This window comes from Schumannella soli (genome assembly GCF_006517435.1).
GTDB classification, from domain to species: Bacteria; Actinomycetota; Actinomycetes; order Actinomycetales; family Microbacteriaceae; genus Schumannella; species Schumannella soli.
In genome coordinates, this window is sequence record NZ_VHQG01000002.1 from 367639 (window position 1) to 385780 (window position 18142).

The 18142-nt window shown below is 73.4% G+C and carries 14 protein-coding genes and 1 pseudogene; 8 read left to right on the forward strand and 7 right to left on the reverse strand.

Annotated elements, in window-relative coordinates:
* The first annotated feature begins 35 nt into the window (after positions 1–35).
* Positions 36–1397 (forward strand): hypothetical protein, encoded by a 1362-nt coding sequence (locus FJ657_RS07450; protein WP_141163065.1) that lies wholly within the window; start codon positions 36–38, stop codon positions 1395–1397.
* Between the two features lie 45 nt (positions 1398–1442).
* Here FJ657_RS07450 and FJ657_RS07455 read toward each other — a convergent pair whose 3' ends face one another.
* Positions 1443–1781: a hypothetical protein gene (locus tag FJ657_RS07455; protein WP_141163066.1), complete on the reverse strand. Its 339-nt coding sequence runs from the start codon at positions 1779–1781 to the stop codon at positions 1443–1445.
* 115 nt (positions 1782–1896) lie between these two features.
* Between FJ657_RS07455 and FJ657_RS07460 the strand changes: the two genes are divergently transcribed.
* The 7 genes from FJ657_RS07460 to FJ657_RS17355 all read left to right on the forward strand — a co-directional run bounded on the left by FJ657_RS07460 (position 1897) and on the right by FJ657_RS17355 (position 9525).
* Complete coding sequence (locus FJ657_RS07460) at positions 1897–3405, forward strand: CoA transferase (protein WP_141163067.1); 1509 nt, start codon at positions 1897–1899, stop codon at positions 3403–3405.
* Between the two features lie 186 nt (positions 3406–3591).
* Entirely contained in the window at positions 3592–4137 is a 546-nt protein-coding gene (locus FJ657_RS07465) for a GNAT family N-acetyltransferase (protein ID WP_141163068.1), read from the forward strand.
* The gene (locus FJ657_RS07470; protein ID WP_141163069.1) at positions 4134–5222 is read left to right on the forward strand and encodes an amino acid ABC transporter permease; all 1089 of its coding nucleotides are present in this window, start codon (positions 4134–4136) and stop codon (positions 5220–5222) included. Before FJ657_RS07465 ends, FJ657_RS07470 begins: the two co-directional genes overlap by 4 nt.
* A complete protein-coding gene (locus FJ657_RS07475; RefSeq protein WP_141163070.1) occupies positions 5219–6043 on the forward strand; it encodes an amino acid ABC transporter ATP-binding protein in 825 nt (274 codons plus the stop codon). Before FJ657_RS07470 ends, FJ657_RS07475 begins: the two co-directional genes overlap by 4 nt.
* Positions 6044–6190: 147 nt before the next feature.
* A complete protein-coding gene (locus FJ657_RS07480; RefSeq protein ID WP_141163071.1) occupies positions 6191–7177 on the forward strand; it encodes an ABC transporter substrate-binding protein in 987 nt (328 codons plus the stop codon).
* Positions 7178–7291: 114 nt separating this feature from the next.
* Positions 7292–8485, forward strand: coding sequence for an LLM class flavin-dependent oxidoreductase (locus FJ657_RS07485; RefSeq protein WP_141163072.1), 1194 nt, complete (start codon positions 7292–7294; stop codon positions 8483–8485).
* Positions 8482–9525, forward strand: coding sequence for a GNAT family N-acetyltransferase (locus tag FJ657_RS17355; RefSeq protein ID WP_255447202.1), 1044 nt, complete (start codon positions 8482–8484; stop codon positions 9523–9525). The genes FJ657_RS07485 and FJ657_RS17355 overlap by 4 nt, the downstream gene beginning before the upstream one ends.
* Positions 9526–9560: 35 nt before the next feature.
* Here the strand turns inward: FJ657_RS17355 and FJ657_RS07500 are convergent, their stop codons facing one another.
* The 6 genes and pseudogenes from FJ657_RS07500 to FJ657_RS07525 form a co-directional block, all read right to left on the reverse strand.
* Positions 9561–11060, reverse strand: a complete 1500-nt coding sequence (locus FJ657_RS07500) for an MFS transporter (RefSeq protein WP_141163073.1) — start codon at positions 11058–11060, stop codon at positions 9561–9563.
* Positions 11057–12538: a M20/M25/M40 family metallo-hydrolase gene (locus tag FJ657_RS07505; RefSeq protein WP_141163074.1), complete on the reverse strand. Its 1482-nt coding sequence runs from the start codon at positions 12536–12538 to the stop codon at positions 11057–11059. Before FJ657_RS07505 ends, FJ657_RS07500 begins: the two co-directional genes overlap by 4 nt.
* A pseudogene (locus tag FJ657_RS07510) lies at positions 12539–14199 on the reverse strand (ABC transporter substrate-binding protein).
* Positions 14196–16142 (reverse strand): dipeptide ABC transporter ATP-binding protein, encoded by a 1947-nt coding sequence (locus FJ657_RS07515; RefSeq protein WP_141163075.1) that lies wholly within the window; start codon positions 16140–16142, stop codon positions 14196–14198. Before FJ657_RS07515 ends, FJ657_RS07510 begins: the two are co-directional and overlap by 4 nt.
* Positions 16139–17086: an ABC transporter permease gene (locus FJ657_RS07520; protein WP_141163076.1), complete on the reverse strand. Its 948-nt coding sequence runs from the start codon at positions 17084–17086 to the stop codon at positions 16139–16141. The genes FJ657_RS07515 and FJ657_RS07520 overlap by 4 nt, the downstream gene beginning before the upstream one ends.
* Complete coding sequence (locus FJ657_RS07525; RefSeq protein WP_141163077.1) at positions 17083–18132, reverse strand: ABC transporter permease; 1050 nt, start codon at positions 18130–18132, stop codon at positions 17083–17085. The genes FJ657_RS07520 and FJ657_RS07525 overlap by 4 nt, the downstream gene beginning before the upstream one ends.
* Positions 18133–18142: the final 10 nt, after the last annotated feature.

The window sequence follows — 18142 nt, forward strand, 5'->3', positions numbered from 1 at the left end:
GCTGACCGCGCGACCTGATGACGTCGCCGCAGCCGGTGCCGCGTTTCGCTGAGCACACGCCCGGACCGGCACGCCTGCTGGCCCTCGTCGTGCGCGACGTCGCGCTCGCGGTCGTCTACGCCGGTCTCGTCGGACTCGGCGCCGTGCTGCTCACCGCTCTCCTGGTCGAGGAGCTGCAGCCGTTCGGGCCGCTGCAGGCCGACGCGGATCGCATCGTGCGCGGGGCGCTCGCGTTCGTCTCGCTCGGATTCCTCGCGGCGGTCGTCGTCCGCTTCGTCGTCGCAACCCCGATCGAGAGGCTGCTGCTGGCGCGGCAGGAGCTGCGGCGCCGGCAGGATCAGCCCGATCTCGTGGCCCCGTTGCGGGATCGCACGGCGCTGACCGACGACAGCCTGCTCGGCGGGATCCGCGGGCTCGTCGCGGTGGTCGGCGGGGTCGGCGCCGTGCTGACGTTCTGCGCGATCGTGGCGTTCCTGATCGACCCCGACGACGATCCCGAGTTCCTCGGCAGCATCCTGCTGATCCTGCTCGGGGTCACAGCCTTCTGCTTCGTCATGCTGAACACGTTCCGGCGCAGCGGCCCGTTCTGGTGGTGGCGTCTGCGTCGCACGGTCGGCGAGCTCTGGACGCCCGAGTTCCTCGCGACGGCGTCGCGGGCCGAGCGCGCTGCGCGCGCCGGGTTCCGCGGTGAGCGCATCGACCTGAACTCGGCACGCCATCGACGCTGGGGTCGTGCGATCGCGATCGTGCAGAGCGTCGCCGGCATCGCGTTCGCACTCAGCGGCATCACCTTGGTGATCGCGGCGAAGAGTCGACAGCCCTGCCGTGGATGCGCGCCGCGGGTCTTCGGCGCCGCCGGCGAATCGGCGATCGACGTGCTGGCGATGGCGGTGATCGTCTTCGCGCTCGTCGCCCTGGCCGCTCTCGCCCTCGCGATGGTCGGCTGGATGCTGCGACGGCTGCTGCGCCGGGTCGAGCTCGCGCGCGCCGCGCGGGTTCCCGACAGCGGGGCGTCGCCGGACGACCTGGCGGAGGAGCTGAACCGCGTCTCGGTGTCAGTGCTGTTCGGCATGGGCGTGGTCACGATCGCCTCGGTCGTGGCCGCCTACCTGGCCACGGCGATGCTCGTCGCCGGCGACAGCGACATCCCCGGCGCAGAACAGCTGGTCGGCCCGCTCGGCTCAGCTCTGGCCGGGGTCGGCGCGATCGCCGCGGCCGCGATCATCGCGATCGCCGCCGGGCATCTCTCGGGTGTGCGCCATCGCAATCGACTGAGGGCGCGCTGGACTCCCGGCGATCCGCCCGCACCGGATACCCGACGCGTCCGCCGGACCCGTCGGCCGGCGCGACGTGCCCGCGGGAATGACGACCCACGGCCGAATCCCTACCTCGCCTGAGACGCCGCGGAGGCGCCGTCCGGCGCAGCGTGCTCGAGTCCGACCTCAGCGGGTGCGCGCGTAGGGGATGAGGCCGAGCGCCGCGAACATCGTCTGCTCGCCGTCGAAGGCCTCGGCGTAGCAGTACCAGCCGGGTCCGTCGGCGCCGAGTTCGAAGCGCACGACCCCGCTGTACTGGCCGGCCGCACGCTCGACGATGCTCGAGCAGGTGAACTCGGCCGTGCGCGCCTGCGTGAGGATCGTGCCGGCTGCGCCGGGAACGATGAGGGCGAGCACGGCGACGATGACGACGATCCGCAGGGCGCGACCGTAGCGGTGACCGCGCAGCGGGCGGTCGTTCGGCACGTACTCGGCCAGCTCCGGGTGGAACTCGTCACTCGACACGGCTCTATCGTCGCATCCGACGGCCTGAGGATGTGCCTCGATCTCGGTATCCGCGCGGGCCGCGGGCTCGCGTGCGGACCTTCCGACACCGCCCGCCGCGGGCTAGCGTCGCGACATGGATGCCGTCGGCGAACTCGGACTGTCGGTCGCCGCGCCCGACATCATCGGACCGACCGGGCTCGCCTCGGCCTACCCGGTGTCGGAGCTCGCCGTGCGCTCCGTCGGCGCGGCGGGAGCGGCCGTCGCGGAGCTGCTCGTCGCGCTGGGGCACCCTGCGCCGCACGTCACGGTGCGCCGCGAGCTCGCCGAGGCGTGGTTCCGCAGCCCGATCGTGCCGGTCGGCTGGACGCCGGCGCCGGCGTGGGATGCGCTCGCCGGCGACTATCGCGCCCGCGACGGCTGGCTGCGGCTGCACACGAACGCGCCGCACCATCGGGCGGCGGCGCTGCGGGCGCTCGGTCTGGCTCCGGTGCGAGATCGCGACGTCGTCGCCGGGTCCGCGACCGGCGCCAGCGCCGCGGTCGGATCTGACGCCGACGCCGATGCCGCACTGCGCGCCGAGGTCGAGCGGCGGGTCGCGGCGCGGGACGCCGGCGAGCTGGAGGCCGCCGTCGTCGCCGAGGGCGGGGCCGCAGCCCAGCTGCGCACCGCGGCGGAGTGGGCCGTGCATCCGCAGGGCGTCGCCGTCGCGGGGGAGCCGCTGGTCGCCCGCGTCGAGCTGCCGTCGCCGTCGCGCGCGACGCCCGCGACGCCGGTCCCGCCGACATCGCGCTGGGCGCCGAGCCGGTCTCATCCCCTCGCCGGTCTGCGCGTGCTCGACCTCACCCGGGTTCTCGCCGGACCGACCGCGACCCAGCTGCTCGCGGGGCTCGGCGCCGAGGTGCTGCGCATCGATCCGCCCGACTGGGATGAGCCGGGCGTGCTCCCGATCGTCATGTCGGGCAAGCGCAGCGCACGACTCGACGCCCGCACGCCGGAGGGCGCCGCGCGGCTGCGCGAGCTGCTCGCGGGCGCGGACGTGCTCGTGCACGGGCTGCGTCCCCGGGCGCTCGACGGGCTCGGCCTCGATCTGACGAGCCGACACCTCATCCGCCCCGGCCTCGTCGAGGTGCAGCTCGACGCCTACGGCTTCAACGGGCCGTGGGCCGGGCGCCGCGGCTTCGACAGCCTCGTGCAGCTCTCGACGGGCCTCGCCGAGACGGGGATGCGCGCCGCCGGCGCCACAGCGCCGGTCGCGCTGCCGGTGCAGGCGCTCGACGTCGCGACCGGCTACCTCGCCGCCGCGGCGGTGATGACCGGACTCGCCGAGCGCGTGCGCGGGCGTGCGTTCCGCGGACGCGATGAGACCGCTGCGCCGAGCGCGGGATCGCTGCGCCGCCTCTCGCTGGCACGCACCGCGCTCGAGCTCGAGCGGATGCGCGCCGCGGCGTCGGGTGCGTCGGCGCCGGCATCAAGCACGTCGTCCACCTCATCCGATCCCGCCGACCTCTCGAGCGTGCCCGTCTCGACCGGCTGGGGCCCGGCTCGCCGCCTCGCGCCGCCGATCGAGGTCGACGGCGTCACGCTCGACTGGCCCGTCGAACCGGGACCGCTCGGCCGGCATCCCGCGCGCTGGAGTTCGTGACACCGCCCGTCGTCGCGTGACGCCGCATGACATCCGACGACCGGATGTGACGCCCTGAGACCGTCGTGTGACGCCTCACGACGGCCCGCGACGCGCTCGCTGGACGGTGCTCGACCCGGCTCCTAGTTTCGGCTCACGGCGCCCGCCCCGGGCGTCGCACCGACACCCGAGCCGCTGGGAGACACGATGTCGATCACCGCATCCGAGACGTCGGCCGTGCTCGTGCACACGACGCCCGACGACCCGCGCTCGCGTCCCGTGCTCGCCGACCTCGAGCGCGAGTACGACACGCGCTACCGCGGCTACTTCCCCGACGATCAGCCCGCCTCGACCGAGATCAACCGCTATCCGGCGAGCGAGTTCAGCGCCCCCGACGGCACCTTCCTGCTGCTGCTCGACGGCGACTCCGAAGCCGGTGGCACCGAAGCCGGTGGCACCGCCGTCTCGGCCGGCGCCTTCAAGCGGATCGACGCCGACACGGTCGAGCTCAAGCGCATCTGGACCCGCGCCGACCAGCGCGGCCGCGGCCTCGCCCGCGTCGTCGTGCGCGAGCTCGAAGCCGAGGCCGAGCGCCGCGGTCACCGCCGCGTCGTGCTCAGCACCGGCCCGCGCCAGCCCGAGGCCGTGCGCCTCTACCTCGGCCTCGGCTACACCCCGCTGTTCGACGTGGATGCGGACCCCGAGACCATCGGCATCCACTACTTCGAGAAGAACCTGGAGACCCGCGCATGAGCGTCGCCGACGACACCACGACCCGTCCGGCCGACGGCGGCGCGAACGCCGAACAGGGCGCGACCGCATCCACTGCGCCCGCGGCGAACCGCAACCGCGACCGGGTCGACCTCAGCGCCGTCAAGGTCGTGCCGACCCGGCACTGGTTCCGCTGGGTCTTCGGTGCCGTCGTCGTGTTCGTCGTCGCGCAGCTGATCTGGACGCTGTTCACGAACGACAAATACGACTGGGGCACCTTCGGCCAGTACTTCTTCTCGGAGACGGTCGTGAACGGTCTCGTGCTGACCCTGCAGCTCACCGTCGGGGCGACCGTGATCGGCTTCGGCCTCGGCATCCTGCTCGCCGCCGGGCGCCTGTCGAAGTCGTGGATCCTCAGTTCGGCATCGTGGGCGTACATCTGGTTCTTCCGCTCGGTTCCCCTCGTCGTGCAGCTGGTCGTCTGGTACAACCTCGGCTACCTGTTCCCGCAGATCGGGCTCGGAACCCCGTTCACCTACGACTTCTGGATCGTCCAGGTCGACACGGTCACCCTGATCAGCCAGATGGCCGCCGCCTTCCTCGGCCTCGGTCTGCACCAGGCCGCGTACTCGGCCGAGATCATCCGCGGTGGGCTGCTGTCGGTCGACTCCGGCCAGCTCGAGGCCGCCGGCGCGCTCGGGCTGCCGCGGCGAGTGCGCTTCTTCCGCATCGTGCTGCCGCAGGCCGCCCGCTCGATCATCCCCAACGCGGCGAACGAGGTCATCAGCCTCGTCAAGGGCGCCTCCGTCGTGTTCGTGATCGCGCTGCCGGAGCTGTTCTACGCCGTGCAGGTCATCTACAACCGCAACAGCCGCGTCATCCCGCTGCTCATCGTCGCGGTCGTCTGGTACACGATCGTCGTCACCCTGCTGAGCATCGGCCAGTACTACCTCGAGCGGCACTACGCCAAGGGCAGCGTGCGCGTGCTGCCGCCGACGCCGCTGCAGCGCGCCCGGCACTGGACCCGCGTGCAGTGGGCGCGTCTCGGCGACGGCGATCCGGCGGCCGTCCCCGCGACCACGTCGACCCCTGACCCCACCCGATCGACCGACAGGAGAGCACGATGAGCATCACCCTGGAGCGCCCGGAGACCACCGAGAAGGATGCGACGCCGATCGCGGTCCGGCCCGGCCGCGTCGAGATCCACGACGTGTGGAAGAGCTACGCCGGCGTGCCCGTGCTGCGCGGCGTCAGCCTCGACATCGAGCCGGGCGAGGTCGTCGCGATCCTCGGGCCGTCCGGCTCGGGCAAGTCGACCCTGCTGCGCACGATCAACCACCTCGAGACGATCGACCGGGGCTCGGTCACGGTCGACGGCGAGTTCATCGGCTACGCCCGCCGCGGCGACCGCCTGCATGAGCTGCGCGAAAGCGAGGTGCTCAAGCGTCGCACCAGCGTCGGGGTGGTCTTCCAGAACTTCAACCTGTTCCCGCACCTGACCGCGCTCGAGAACATCACCGCGGCGCCGCTCGCCCTGCGTCGCGCCACGAAGGCGGAGGCTCGCGAGCAGGCCCAGGCGCTGCTCGAGCGCGTCGGCCTCGGCGACAAGGGCGCCCGCTACCCGCGTCAGCTGTCGGGCGGCCAGCAGCAGCGCGTCGCCATCGCCCGCGCTCTCGCGCTCGACCCGCAGGTGCTGCTCTTCGACGAGCCCACCAGCGCGCTCGACCCCGAGCTCGTCGGCGAGGTGCTCAGCGTCATCCGCGACCTCGCCGACTCCGGCCGCACCCTCGTGATCGTCACCCACGAGATCGGCTTCGCCCGCGAGGTCGCCGACCGGGTCGTCTTCCTCGACGAGGGCGAGCTGCTCGAGCAGGGCCCGCCGAGCGAGGTGCTCGTGAACCCGCGTCACCCGCGCACCCAGGAGTTCCTGGCGAAGGTGCTCGCCTGAGCGACATCCCGCCGGGGCGGTCGGTCGATCCGACACAGCAGCACCCGACACAGCACTAGCCCGACACAGCACCGACCCGACACAGCACCAACCCGACACAGCAGTCGCCCGTCAGGGCGCAGACCGAGACCGAAAGAGGCACAGAACATGGCAGTGAGCAAGAAGCAGGTGGGGGTGATCGTCGCGGGCGTGGCGATCGTCGCGATCGTCGGCGGCGTGATCGCCGGCGTCGTCGCGAACCAGCCGACGGGCGCGGATGCCGCCGCGGGCGACAAGACCCAGAACGCCTCGGCGGAGAAGATCCTGCCGGTCGTGACCCACGACGAGGTGCCCGAGGCGATCGCCGCCCTGAAGGCGAGCGGATTCACACCCGTCGAGCCGGGCAAGCTGACGGTCGCGACGAGCGTGTACCTGCCGCCGCTCGGCTATCAGCCGGAGGGCTCGAAGGAGCCCGCGGGCACCGAGCCGAACTTCGGCAAGCTCATCGCCGATGGCCTCGGCCTCGAGTACAACCCGAAGGTCGTCGCCTGGGCCGACTGGCCCCTCGGCATCCAGTCGGGCAAGTACGACCTCATCACCTCGAACGTCACCGTCACCGAGGAGCGCAAGGAGCTCTACGACTTCGCCAGCTACCGCAACGACCTGCTCGGCTTCTACGTGAAGAAGGACAGCAAGATCAGCTCGATCACGGAGCCCAAGGACATCTCGGGTCTCAAGATCATCGTCGGGTCGGGCACCAACCAGGAGTCGGTCCTGCTCGAGTGGAACAAGGAGCTCGAGGCCGCGGGCGAGAAGCCGGCCGAGCTCGTCTACTACGACGACAACGCCGCGGGCGTGCTCGCGATCCAGTCGGGTCGGGCGGATGCGACCCTCGGGCCGAACGCCACCGCCGCCTGGTCGGCGAAGGAGACCGGCGACACCAAGCTGGTCGGCACCCTCTCGGGCGGATGGCCGCTGACGGCGCAGATCGCCGCCGGCACCAAGAAGGGCAACGGCCTCATCGAGCCCGTCAACATCGTGCTCAACAAGCTCATCGAGGACGGCACCTACGACAAGCTCCTGAAGGAATGGGGCCTCGAGAGCGAGGGCATCCAGAAGTCGGAGATCAACCCTCCCGGCCTGCCCAAGTCCTGACCCGCGGCGACCCCGGCGAGATCCACTCCCTCTCGCCGGGGTCGCCTCGGCGTTCCCGGCGCCGCTGCGCCGGGGCATCCCCGCTCGACCAGTACGTCCCGTGATCGGAGAACCATGAGCCCGCGCGTCCCCCTCTCAGTCCTCGACCTCGCACCCTTCGGCTCGGGTCGCACCGCCCGCGACGGGCTGCTCGAGACGATCGACCTCGCGCGGCACGCCGAGAGCTGGGGCTTCGCGCGTCACTGGCTCGCCGAGCACCACGGCAACCCGGGCATCTCGGGGTCCGCACCGCACGTGCTGCTCGCCGCGATCGCCGCGCAGACCGAGTCGATCCGCCTCGGCACGGCCGCGACGATCATCGGCAACTCGACGCCGCTGCAGGTCGCCGAGTCGATCGGCACCGTCGCCGCACTGCACCCCGGTCGCGTCGACCTCGGCATCGGCCGCTCCGGTACGCCGCGCCGGAAGCCGGGCGACACCGGCCCCGAGATCGTCGGCCCCGACCCGGGCGCCGCCGCCGGGCCGCGCGAGAACCGCGTCGTCGACGGCCTCGTCATCCCGCCGCCGCATCGCTTCGTCGCGGGGGAGCGCTTCCGGCTGCAGGCGGGGCTGCTCGGCCGCACTCCGGGGGATGCCGACTCCTTCGAGCAGGACGTCGCCGACATCCGCGCCTTCCTCGCCGGCGCCTACGTCTCGCCCGAGGGACTGCCCTTCGAAGCCGCCCCCGCCGCCGGCTCGGACGTCGAGGTCTGGATCCACGGCTCGAGCGCCGGGCCGAGCGCCCGCCTCGCCGGACAGCTGGGCCTGCCCTTCGGCAGCAACTACCACGTGCTCCCGTCGTTCGTGCTCGACGCCGTCGCCGAGTACCGCACCGCCTTCGTGCCGAACGCCGAGCGCGACCGCCCGCACGTGATCGTCTCGGCCGACGTCGTCGTCGCCGACAGCGACGCGCAAGCGCGCGAGCTCGCGGCGGGATACGGTGCCTGGGTGCTGAGCATCCGGGAATCGCGTGGAGCGATTCCGTTCCCGACCCCCTCCGACGCCGCCGCGAACCCGCTGACCCCCGCACAGCTGGCCGTCGTGCAAGACCGTCTCGACACCCAGTTCGTCGGCTCGCCGGCGACGGTCGTCGAGCGCCTCGAGACCCTGCGCCGCGCGACCGGCGCCGACGAGCTGCTGATCACGACCGCCGTGCACGACCACGCCGACCGGCTGCGCTCCTACGAGCTGCTCGCCGACGCGTGGGCCGGCGTCGGTGCCGGTCGGTCGTCCGCCACGGCGGATCATGGCGCCGGGGTCGCCGCGTGAGCGTCGAGATCCGCGCAGCACGTCCCGAGGAGTTCGACGAGATCGGCGAGCTGACGGTCCGCGGCTTCCTCGCCGGTCCCTATGGCCACCTGCCGCGCAGCGCGTCGCGGCTCGCCCTCGAGCGGGATGCGGCGGGTCGCGCCCGCGACGGCGCCCTGCTCGTCGCGGTCGACGGCGACGGCCGCCTCGTCGGCACCGCGAGCGTGCTGCGCGCCGGCACGCCCTACGCCCGCCTCGCCGCGGAGGGATCCGACGAAGCCGAGCTGCGTCTCATCGTCGTCGCACCGGAGACGCGGGCGACCGGCGTCTCGGATGCGCTCGTCGCCGCGTCCCTCGAGACGGCTCGCGGGTGGGGCGTCGGCGCCCTCGTGCTCGACACCGGCGCTCGCAACGAGCGCGCCCAGCGGCTGTACCGCCGCGCCGGGTTCCAGCGCGCGACCGAGCGGGAGCACGACGAGCCCGGCATCGGCGGCATCCACGTCTACCGTTTCGGTTTCGGGGCCGACGAGGGCGCGCTGCTCATCCGCCTCGTTCATCACGACGAGCTCGAGGCGGTCGGCCGGCTCACGGCCGCCGCGTACACGAGCGATTACCCCGACCTGCCCGCCGACTACCTCGCCTCGCTCATCGACGTCGCCGGACGCGCCGCGCGCGATGAGGTCTGGGTCGCCGAGCGACGCAGCGACCGCGCGCTCGTCGGCACCGTCTGGACGCCGCGCGAGGGCCAGACGATCTCGGCCGTCGCGCGGCCGGGCGAGCTCGATTTCCGGCTGCTCGCGACGGCTCCCGACGCCCGCGGGCTCGGCGTCGGCGCGGCGCTCACGCGGCACGTGCTGCAGCTCGGGCGCGAGCGCGGCGTCAGCCAGGTCGTCATGAACAGCGGGCCCGAGATGCTCGGCGCCCATGCGCTCTACGCCAAGCTCGGCTTCGCGCGGCTGAGTGAGCGCGAGGGGCCGATCGAGGTCGCACCCGGTCGGTTCATCGAGATCTACGCCTTCGGGTACCCGCTCGGCGCGGCCTCGTCGATCTCGGCCGCCTGACGCGCTTCCGCAGCGGCTGCGTGTGCCGCCGCTGCTCACGCCGGGGTGCGCGACGAGACTTCCGTCGCGCTCGAGTCGCGTCGCAGCACCGGCAGCAGCGCGATCAGGAGCGCCCCGCCGAGCAGCCCGGTGCACACCGCGAGCGCCGCCGTGAGGCCCTCGCGGGATACCGTCGCCACGCCCGCTCCCGCCGAGCCGGCGAGCAGCAGCCCACTGACCAGGGCGACGCAGAAGGTCGCCGAGAAACGCTGCGTCAGCTGCAGGAACGAGGCCGCCGAACCGTGCAGCGCCGCGGGAGCGAAGCCGAGCGTGATCGCGCGCAGCGGCGGCTCGAGCAGACCGGTCGCGATGCCGCTCACCGCCTCGGCGGCGACGACCACGACGAGCAGACCCGTCAGAGGAGCGTCGCCGCCGAGCGCCGCGAGGATGCCGAGGCTCGCGAGGATCTGCAGGCCGAGTCCCAGCGCGACGACCACGCCGCCGATGCGGGCGTGCGCGCGGGCGCTCAGCAGCGAGGCGGCGATGCGCACGAGCGCTGCGGGCACGAGCAGCAGTGCGGTCAGCGGCGCGCCCAGCGCGGCCCCCTGCAGCAGGAACAGCGTGACGGCCGAGGAGTGCGCGAGCACCGAGCCGAACCAGAGAGCCGCGACGGCGTTGCCGCTCACGAATCCGACCGAGCGGATGAGAGCCGGCGCGAACAGCGGCACGCGTCGGCGCCGCGCCTCCCGCGTCTCCCACAGCACGAGCGCGACGATGACCAGGATTCCGCCGGCGGCCACGGCGGGTACCCCGGAGCTGGCGACGCCCGGGTCGATCACCGGCAGCGTCGCGAGCAGCACGAGCGTGCCCAGCAGGGCGACACCCGGGAGGTCGAGCGAGAGCCGGCCGCGGGCTCGGGATCGGAGCGGGTCGTCCGAGCGCGGTGATCGCGGTGCGCGGGGCAGCCGCCGCAGCGCCACGACCAGCGTGGCGAGTGAGAACGGCGCGCTGATGCCGAGCACCGCACGCCATCCCAGCCACTCCGGCAGCAGCGTCAGCAGGCCGGCGGCCACGGCCGGGCCGAGCACGGCCGCCGTCGCTCCCGCCGCCGTGTAGGCCGCGAACGCCCGCACGCGGGCCGGTCCGTGGAAGCCGTCCTGGATGAGCCCCATCACCTGCGCGCTGATGAGCCCCGCACCCAGACCCTGCACGACCCGTCCGCCGACCGCCGCCGCGACGACGGGCGCGAGAGCGCACGCGAGCGCGCCGAGCAGGAACAGCGCCAGGCCGACGACAAGCGGACCCCGGCGCCCCAGCGCATCCCCGAGCCGCCCTGCGGGCACGAGCCCGAGCCCGAACGTCAGGGAGTACGACGCCAGGAACCACTGGATCGCGGCCGTGTCGGCGCCGAGCTCGCGCGTCACCGCGGGCGCCGTGTAGTTCACGACGGCGGAGTCGATGAGCGTCGCGAGTCCCGCGCCGAGCGCGATGACAAGCACCACCCGCGCCGAGGGGCAGGGCGTCACGTCGTCGGCGGCCGCGGCCGCCGCGCTCACGCGCGACTCAGCACGTCGGCGAGAACGCGCGCCCCGAAGGCGATCGACTCGACCGGCACCCGCTCGTCGGCCGCATGGAAGAGACCCAGCACATCCACGTCGGCGGGCACCCGCAGCGGCGTGAAGCCGTAGCCGCGGATTCCGAGCGCGGCCACGTGCTTGTTGTCGGTCGACGCGGGCATCAGGTACGGCACGACCGTGCCGTCCGGGTCCTCGGCGCGGATCGACTCCTGCAGCACGGTCAGCAGCGGGCTGTCGGCGGGGGAGTCGATCGGCGGGATCCAGCTGGCCTTGTCGATCTCGATTCCGGGCCCGGCGAGTCGGTCGAGCTCGGCGAAGAAGGCCTCCTCGTGCCCGGGAAGGATGCGGCAGTCGATGCGGGCGGACGCCTCGCCCGGGATGACGTTGCTCTTGTAGCCGGCCTGCAGGATCGTCGGCGACGCCGTGTGCCGCAGCGAGGGCGCGACGACCGTGCCGAGCAGTCCGAGCCCGGCGAGCCGGGCCTCGAGCGCGTCGTCGTCGAGCGCCGTCAGATCCTCGCCGAGCGCCGCGCCGACCGTGGCGAGCAGCGCCTCGACCGAGGGCGTGCGCACCACGGGGAAGCGGTGGTCGGCGATGCGCGCGACCGCCCGGGCGAGCCGAGTCACGGCGTTGTCGGCGCTCGGTCGCGAGCCGTGCCCGGCCGGGCCGCGAGCGGTCAGCACGATCGAGCTGACGCCCTTCTCCGCGGTCGAGACGAGGTAGGCCCGGTGAGCGCCGGGGGTTCCCGCGCTGCCGTCCTGGTCCGATGGTGGCGCGAGCGGCAGCGAGAAGCCGCCGACCTCGCCCAGAGCCTCAGTCGCGCCCGCCAGCCATTCGGGATGCTCGGCCACGACCCAGCGCGCGCCCCAGACGCCGCCGGCCTCCTCATCGGCGAAGAACGCGAGCACGAGCTCGCGCCGCGGCTGCACGCCCTCGCGGGCGAAGGCGCGCACGACGGCGACGACGGTGCCCACGAAACCCTTCATGTCGACGACGCCGCGCCCGTAGAGCAGCCCGTCGGCGATCTCGGCGGCGAAGGGCGGATGCGTCCAATCGTCGGCGTCGGCCGGCACGACATCCAGGTGCCCGTGCACGAGCAGGGCCGGCGCCTCGGGGTCGGCGCCCGGGATGCGCGCGACGAGGTTGCCGCGCCCGGGCCGGGACTCGGCGAACTCGCTCGCGATGCCGACCTCGGTCAGCAGCTCGCGGATCAGCAGCGCCGCCCGGGTCTCCCCGTCGCCGATGCCGGGTTCGCCCGTGTTGCTCGAGTCGATGCGCACGAGCTGCCGGGCGATGTCGAGCGCCTCGCGTTCGAGCAGTGCGACCGCGGCCTCCGACAGTCCCGCCGGAGCGGTCGCCGACGACGACTCCGCGGGCGCCGACGCCGAGGGCGCTGCCGTCGAGGGCGCTGCCGTGGGCTCGGCCGGGGACGCTGCCGAGGCCGCGGTCGCCGTCATCTACTCGCCGTCCTTCCAGGCCGCCGTGAGCAGATCCAGTCGCGAATCCGCGCCGAAGCTCACATCGTGCACGCTCTGCTGCGTGCCGAGGATGCTCGTCAGCTCGTGGATCGGCACGTGGTAGTACTGCGTCGCGAGCCGGTCCTGCACCTCTCCGAGGATCTTGTCACGCGCATCCGCGTCGCCGGTGGCCAGCTGCTGCTGCAGCAGCGTCTCAAGTTCGGGGTCGTCGATGCGGTAGTAGTTCGTACCGGCGCTGGAGAATGCGGTGCGCAGGATGTCGCCGTCGGCACGCGACTGGTTGCCCCAGGCGATGTCGAAGTCGCCCGACTGCTGCTTCGCGAGGAAGTCGGGCACCACGGCGCCGCCGTCGAGGGTGAGCTTGATGCCGACCTTCTTGAGCTGCTGCTGGATGAGCTCGAGCGAGGTCTGGTTGGGGCCGAAGTTCGAGATCCAGATGAGGGTGAGCTCGAGCGGCTCGCCGTCCTTCTCGCGCACGCCGTCGGAGCCGAGCTTCCAACCGGCCTCGTCGAGCAGCTTCGCGGCCTTCTTCGCGTCGTGACCGAAGTGCGCGCTCTCGTCCTTGTAGCCGGGGGTCGTCTTCGCGAGCGAGCTGGTGCCGACCGCGAAGAGGTCGTTGAGGGCGGTGTCGCGCACCTCGTCGTGATCGACGGCGCGGGCGATGGCCTCGCGCACGCGCACGTCGCCGAGCTTGGTGCTCTTCTCGTTGAAGCCGAGGCCGAAAGCGACGCCGGGGTTGGCGCGGGAGACGACCGGCAGGTCGGACGACTTCAGGGTCTGCACGTCGTTCGGCTGCACGCCGCCGATGACATCTGATCGGAGCTGAGGCTGCCGGTGCGCACGCTCGCCTCGGGTACGACCTGGAAGGTGACGCTGTCGAGGTGCGCGGCCTTCCCCGCGTTGAGGGAGGCCGGACCCCAGGCGTAGTCGTCGCGCTTCTCGAGTACCGTCTCGACATCCTTCGTGTACTTCTTCAGCACGAAGGGACCGCTGCCGTAGACGCCGTCGCCGGTGGCCCGGTCGGCGTAGGGGATCTTCAGCCCCGCGGCGGAGACGATGCCGAGGCCGACCTGCGAGGTCGAACTCGGGAAGGCGGCGTTCGGCTTCGAGAACGTCACGACAGCGGTGTGCTCGTCGGGGGTCTCGGTGCCGCTGTAGCCCAGGAAGGCGCTGACCACGGTGCTCTTGGCCCCGGCGGCGACGATGTCGTCGAAGGTGCCCTTGACCTCGGCCGAGGTCAGCGCGGTGCCGTCGCTGAAGGTCACCCCGTCGCGCAGGTGGAAGGTGTACCGGGTCGCGTCGGCGTTCGCCTCCCAGCTCGAGGCGAGCCAGGGCTTCAGCGAGCCGTCCTTCGGGCTCTGGTAGAGCAGCGAGTCGAAGAGCTGACGGGTGACGTAGAGGGTGTCGTTGCCCGATCCGGTGCCGGAGGGGTTGAGCGAGATCGGGTCGTTCGCGATGGCGAAGCTGAGATCGCCGCCATCGACGGGCTTCGACGCGTCGCCGGCGTCGGCGCCGCTGCCCGCGCCGCCGGCGCAGGCGCTGAGCGCGAGGCTGACGGCCGCGGTGACGGCGAGGGCGCCGGCCAGACGGGGGAGTCGGAGGCGGCCGCGCGCGGGGCGCGGAGGTCGGGCTGCGGTCATCGGGATGCTCCTGGGGTGTCGGACGCCGGGATGGCGTCGGGCGGGGTGGCGTGGGAAGGGCTGGTGCCGGACGGGCCGGTGCCGGACGGGCCGGTGCCGGACCGGCTGCTGCCGTCGGCGGGGCCGGCGAATCGGGTGCCGGGAATCGCGGCGAGCAGCTCGCGTGTGTAGTCGGCCACGGGTGAGCTGAAGACGGTGTCGACGTCGCCCTGCTCGACAAGGCGCCCGCGCTGCAGCACAGCGACCGTGTCGGCGATCTGCCGCACGACGGCGAGGTCGTGGGAGATGAACAGGTAGCTGACGCCGAGCTCGGCCTGCAGGTCGGCGAGCAGCGCGAGCACCTGCGCCTGGATCGAGACGTCGAGCGCCGAGACGGGCTCGTCGAGCACGAGGAGCTCGGGTCCGAGCGCGAGCGCGCGGGCGATCGCGACGCGTTGGCGCTGGCCGCCCGAGAGCTCGGCAGCGCGCCGGGTGAGCGCGCGGCTCGGCAGGGCGACGGCGTCGAGCAGCGCCGCCGCTCGGTCACGACGCTGGCGGCGGGTGCCGAGTCCGTGTGCCGCGAGCGGATCGGTCACGATCGTCTCGACGCTCCATCGGGGGTTCAGCGCGGCGTAGGGGTTCTGATGCACGAGCTGCACGCGCCGGCGCAGCCGGCGCAGCTCACCTCCGCGCGCCGCGCTCACGTCGACGCCGTCGAGCAGCACCCGCCCCGCGTCCGCCGGCTCGAGCCGGAGCGCGATCCGTGCCGTCGTCGACTTGCCCGATCCGCTCTCGCCGACGATCGCGAGGGTGCCGGCGCGGGGCACCGCGAGGGTCACGTCATCGACTGCGAGCTGCTCCCCGCCGCCGAGCGACCGCGGCAGCGGAAAGGCCTTGGTGACGCCCTCGAGGCGCAGGATCTCGTCGAAGCCGGCTGCGGCATCCGCACCCGGGGCGCCCTCGTGGCGCGGCTCGCCGGGGCGTTCGCTCGCTCGTGCGCCCGTCCGCTCCACGAAGGGATCGCCGACCCCGCCCGTCGTCAACGCCGCGAGCGTCGCGACCGGCAGCCGGTGCCGTTCGAGGCCGCTGCCACGCTGCGCGGCGATGCTCGGTGCGGCGGCGATGAGGCGGCGGGTGTACTCGTGGCGCGGGGAGCCGAGGATCTGCGCGGGGGAGCCCTCTTCGACGACGCGCCCCTCCGAGAGTACGAGGATGCGGTCGGCCCGGTCCGCCGCGACGCCCAGATCGTGCGTGATCAGCAGCAGGGCGGTGCCCGCGGCGCGCAGCCGGTCCAGCTGGTCGAGGATCTGGCGCTGCACCGTGACGTCGAGGGCGCTGGTGGGCTCGTCGGCGACGATGAGCGGCGGCTCGGCGGCGATCGCGATCGCGATGAGCACGCGCTGACGCATGCCGCCGGAGAGCTCGTGCGGGTAGCGCGTCGCCTGCAGTTCGGGGTCGGGAAGCCCGGCGCGGCCGAGCGACTCGACGGCGCGAGCGGGCGCGCTGCGGCGGTCGGCGAGGCCGTGGATGAGCAGGGTCTCGGCGACCTGCGCGCCGATCCGCTTCACCGGGTCGAGCGACACGGTCGGATCCTGCGGCACGAAGCCGATGCCGACGCCGCGCAGCTGCCGCAGCCGGCGGCGCGAGGCGGTCGCGAGGTCCTCGCCGCGGAATCGCAGGGAGCCGGCGGCGATGCGAGCGCCGGGCGCGAGCAGCTGCACGATCGCCTGCGCCGTGGTCGACTTGCCCGATCCGCTCTCGCCGACGACCGCGAGGGTCTCGCCGGGGGCGATGCTCAGCGACACCTCGCGCACGGCCTCGATCACGCCGCCGTCGCGACCGCGGTAGTGCACGGCGAGACGATCGACCTCGAGCAGGGGCGCGGAGGCGGTGTCTGCGACGTCGGCGCTCGCTTCTGAGCCGGTCGAGATGCCGGCGAGGTCCTGCTGCGTGGTGGCGCTCATCGCGTCCTCCGTCCTTCGGCGTCGACCGCGCGGGCGAGCCGGTTCGCCGCCAGCACGGTCAGCGCGATCACGAGCCCCGGCAGCGTCGTCAGCCACCAGGCCCCCTGCAGGTAGTCGCGCCCGGTCGATACGAGCGAGCCCCACTCCGGCGTCGGCGGCACGGCGCCGTAGCCGAGGAAGCTCAGTGACGAGATCGCCAGCACGGCCGTGCCGAGCTCGAGCGTCGCGAGCGCGATGACCGGCCCGGTCGAGTTCGGCAGCACGTGGCGCAGCAGCACCCGCAGCGGGTGGTTGCCGGCGACGACAGCCGCCTCGACGTAGGTCGAGGTGCGCACCTTCACGACCTCGGCGCGCAGCACGCGGGCGATGCCGGCGGCGCTCGCCAGCCCGACCGCGATGGCGACGTTAGTGGTGCCGAAGCCGAGTGCGGTGATGAGCGCGAGCGACAGCAGCAGGCTCGGGATCGCGAGCAGCACATCCGTCACCCGCATGACGACGTCGTCGACCCACCGGCCGACGTAGCCGGCTAGGACTCCGAGCACGGCGCCCGACGCCAGGCCGATGCCGATCGCGAGCACCGCCGAGCGGAGGGTGAGCCTGGTGCCGTGCACGACCCGGGTGAACAGGTCGCGGCCGAGCTGGTCGGTGCCGAAGAGGTGCGCCGCGCTCGGGCCCTGCAGCTTCTCGCGCGGGATCCCGGCGAGCCGGTCGCCGGCGGCGATGACCTGCGGCAGCACGGCCGCGACGAGCACGAGCAGCAGCCAGACGGCGGCGAGGATCGCGTCGAGCGGCAGGGCGCGCAGCAGGCGTCGGACGCGGCCCACGGGGCCGATGGAGCCGCGGCGCGACGCCTCGGCGTCGGCGAAGCGGTCGGCGGCGGTCGTGGCGAAGGTGTCGCCGGGCGCCGCCGCCCGGGCGGAGGGGTCGAGGGTGGGCGCGCTCACGGGCGGACTCCCGTCGTCTCGAGTTCAGTGTGGGAATGCGCGGCGCGGGCCGACGAGGGGGCGGATGCCGAACCCCGGGCGCCCGCGGCGGCGCGGGCCCGGTCGCGGGAGCGCTGCCCGGCGAGTCGGATGCGCGGATCGAGCAGCGGGTACAGCAGATCGACGACGAGGCTCACCACGACGAACACGAGCGCCGCGAACAGCACCACCCCCTGCACGATCGGGATGTCCTGCGCCGTCACGGCGGTCGCGGTCAGCCGGCCGATCCCGGACCGCGAGAACACCGTCTCGGTCACGACCGTGCCCGAGAGCAGGCCGCCCACGATCACGCCCGTGTAGGTCAGCGCGGGCAGGGCGGCGTTGCGCAGCGCGTGCGCGAAGTGCACCCGGAACCGCCCGGCGCCCTTGGCCCACACCGCATCCACGTAGGGCTCGCGCAGCGTCGTCGCGAGGCTCTTCGACAGCAGCTGCGCGATCGCGGCCCCGCTCGGCAGGGCGAGCGCGATCGACGGCAGGATCGCGGCCGTCCAGGTCTTGTCGCCGAGCGCCGGCAGCCAGCGCAGCTGGAACGAGAACCACTGGATGAGCAGCAGCCCGAACCAGAAGCCGGGCACCGCGACGCCGACCGGCGGCAGCGCCAGCAGCACCCGCGCGAGCACCCGGCTGCGGGTGAGCGTCGCCGCGATCGCGACGCCGGTGCCGCCGAGGACCGCGAGCACGATGCCGAGCGCGGTGATCTGCAGCGTCGACGGCAGCGCCGCGGCGAGGAGGTCGGCGACGGGGCGCCCCGACCCGATCGAGCGACCGAGGTCGCCGCGCAGCACCTGGCCGATGCCGTCGACGTACTGCAGCCAGAGCGGCCGGTCGAGGCCGAGCTCGTGCCGCAGCGCATCGAGCTGGGCGTCGCTGAGATCGGTCGCGTCGGATCCGGCGAGGATGCGCACCGGGTCGCCCGGCAGCGCCCACAGAATCAGGAAGGTCGCCGTGTAGGCGGCCCAGAGCACCCCGACCGCCTGCAGCAGCCGGCGCAGCAGATAGCGCGTCACGGTCGTCCCC

Bases quoted from the DNA above. Each gene is read 5' to 3' on its own strand.
- FJ657_RS07460 (WP_141163067.1), top strand. From the start codon at position 1,897: ATGGATGCCGTCGGCGAACTCGGACTGTCGGTCGCCGCGCCCGACATC.
- FJ657_RS07465 (WP_141163068.1), top strand. From the start codon at position 3,592: ATGTCGATCACCGCATCCGAGACGTCGGCCGTGCTCGTGCACACGACG.
- FJ657_RS07470 (WP_141163069.1), top strand. From the start codon at position 4,134: ATGAGCGTCGCCGACGACACCACGACCCGTCCGGCCGACGGCGGCGCG.
- FJ657_RS07475 (WP_141163070.1), top strand. From the start codon at position 5,219: ATGAGCATCACCCTGGAGCGCCCGGAGACCACCGAGAAGGATGCGACG.
- FJ657_RS07480 (WP_141163071.1), top strand. From the start codon at position 6,191: ATGGCAGTGAGCAAGAAGCAGGTGGGGGTGATCGTCGCGGGCGTGGCG.
- FJ657_RS07485 (WP_141163072.1), top strand. From the start codon at position 7,292: ATGAGCCCGCGCGTCCCCCTCTCAGTCCTCGACCTCGCACCCTTCGGC.
- FJ657_RS07505 (WP_141163074.1), bottom strand. From the start codon at position 12,538: ATGACGGCGACCGCGGCCTCGGCAGCGTCCCCGGCCGAGCCCACGGCA.
- FJ657_RS07515 (WP_141163075.1), bottom strand. From the start codon at position 16,142: ATGAGCGCCACCACGCAGCAGGACCTCGCCGGCATCTCGACCGGCTCA.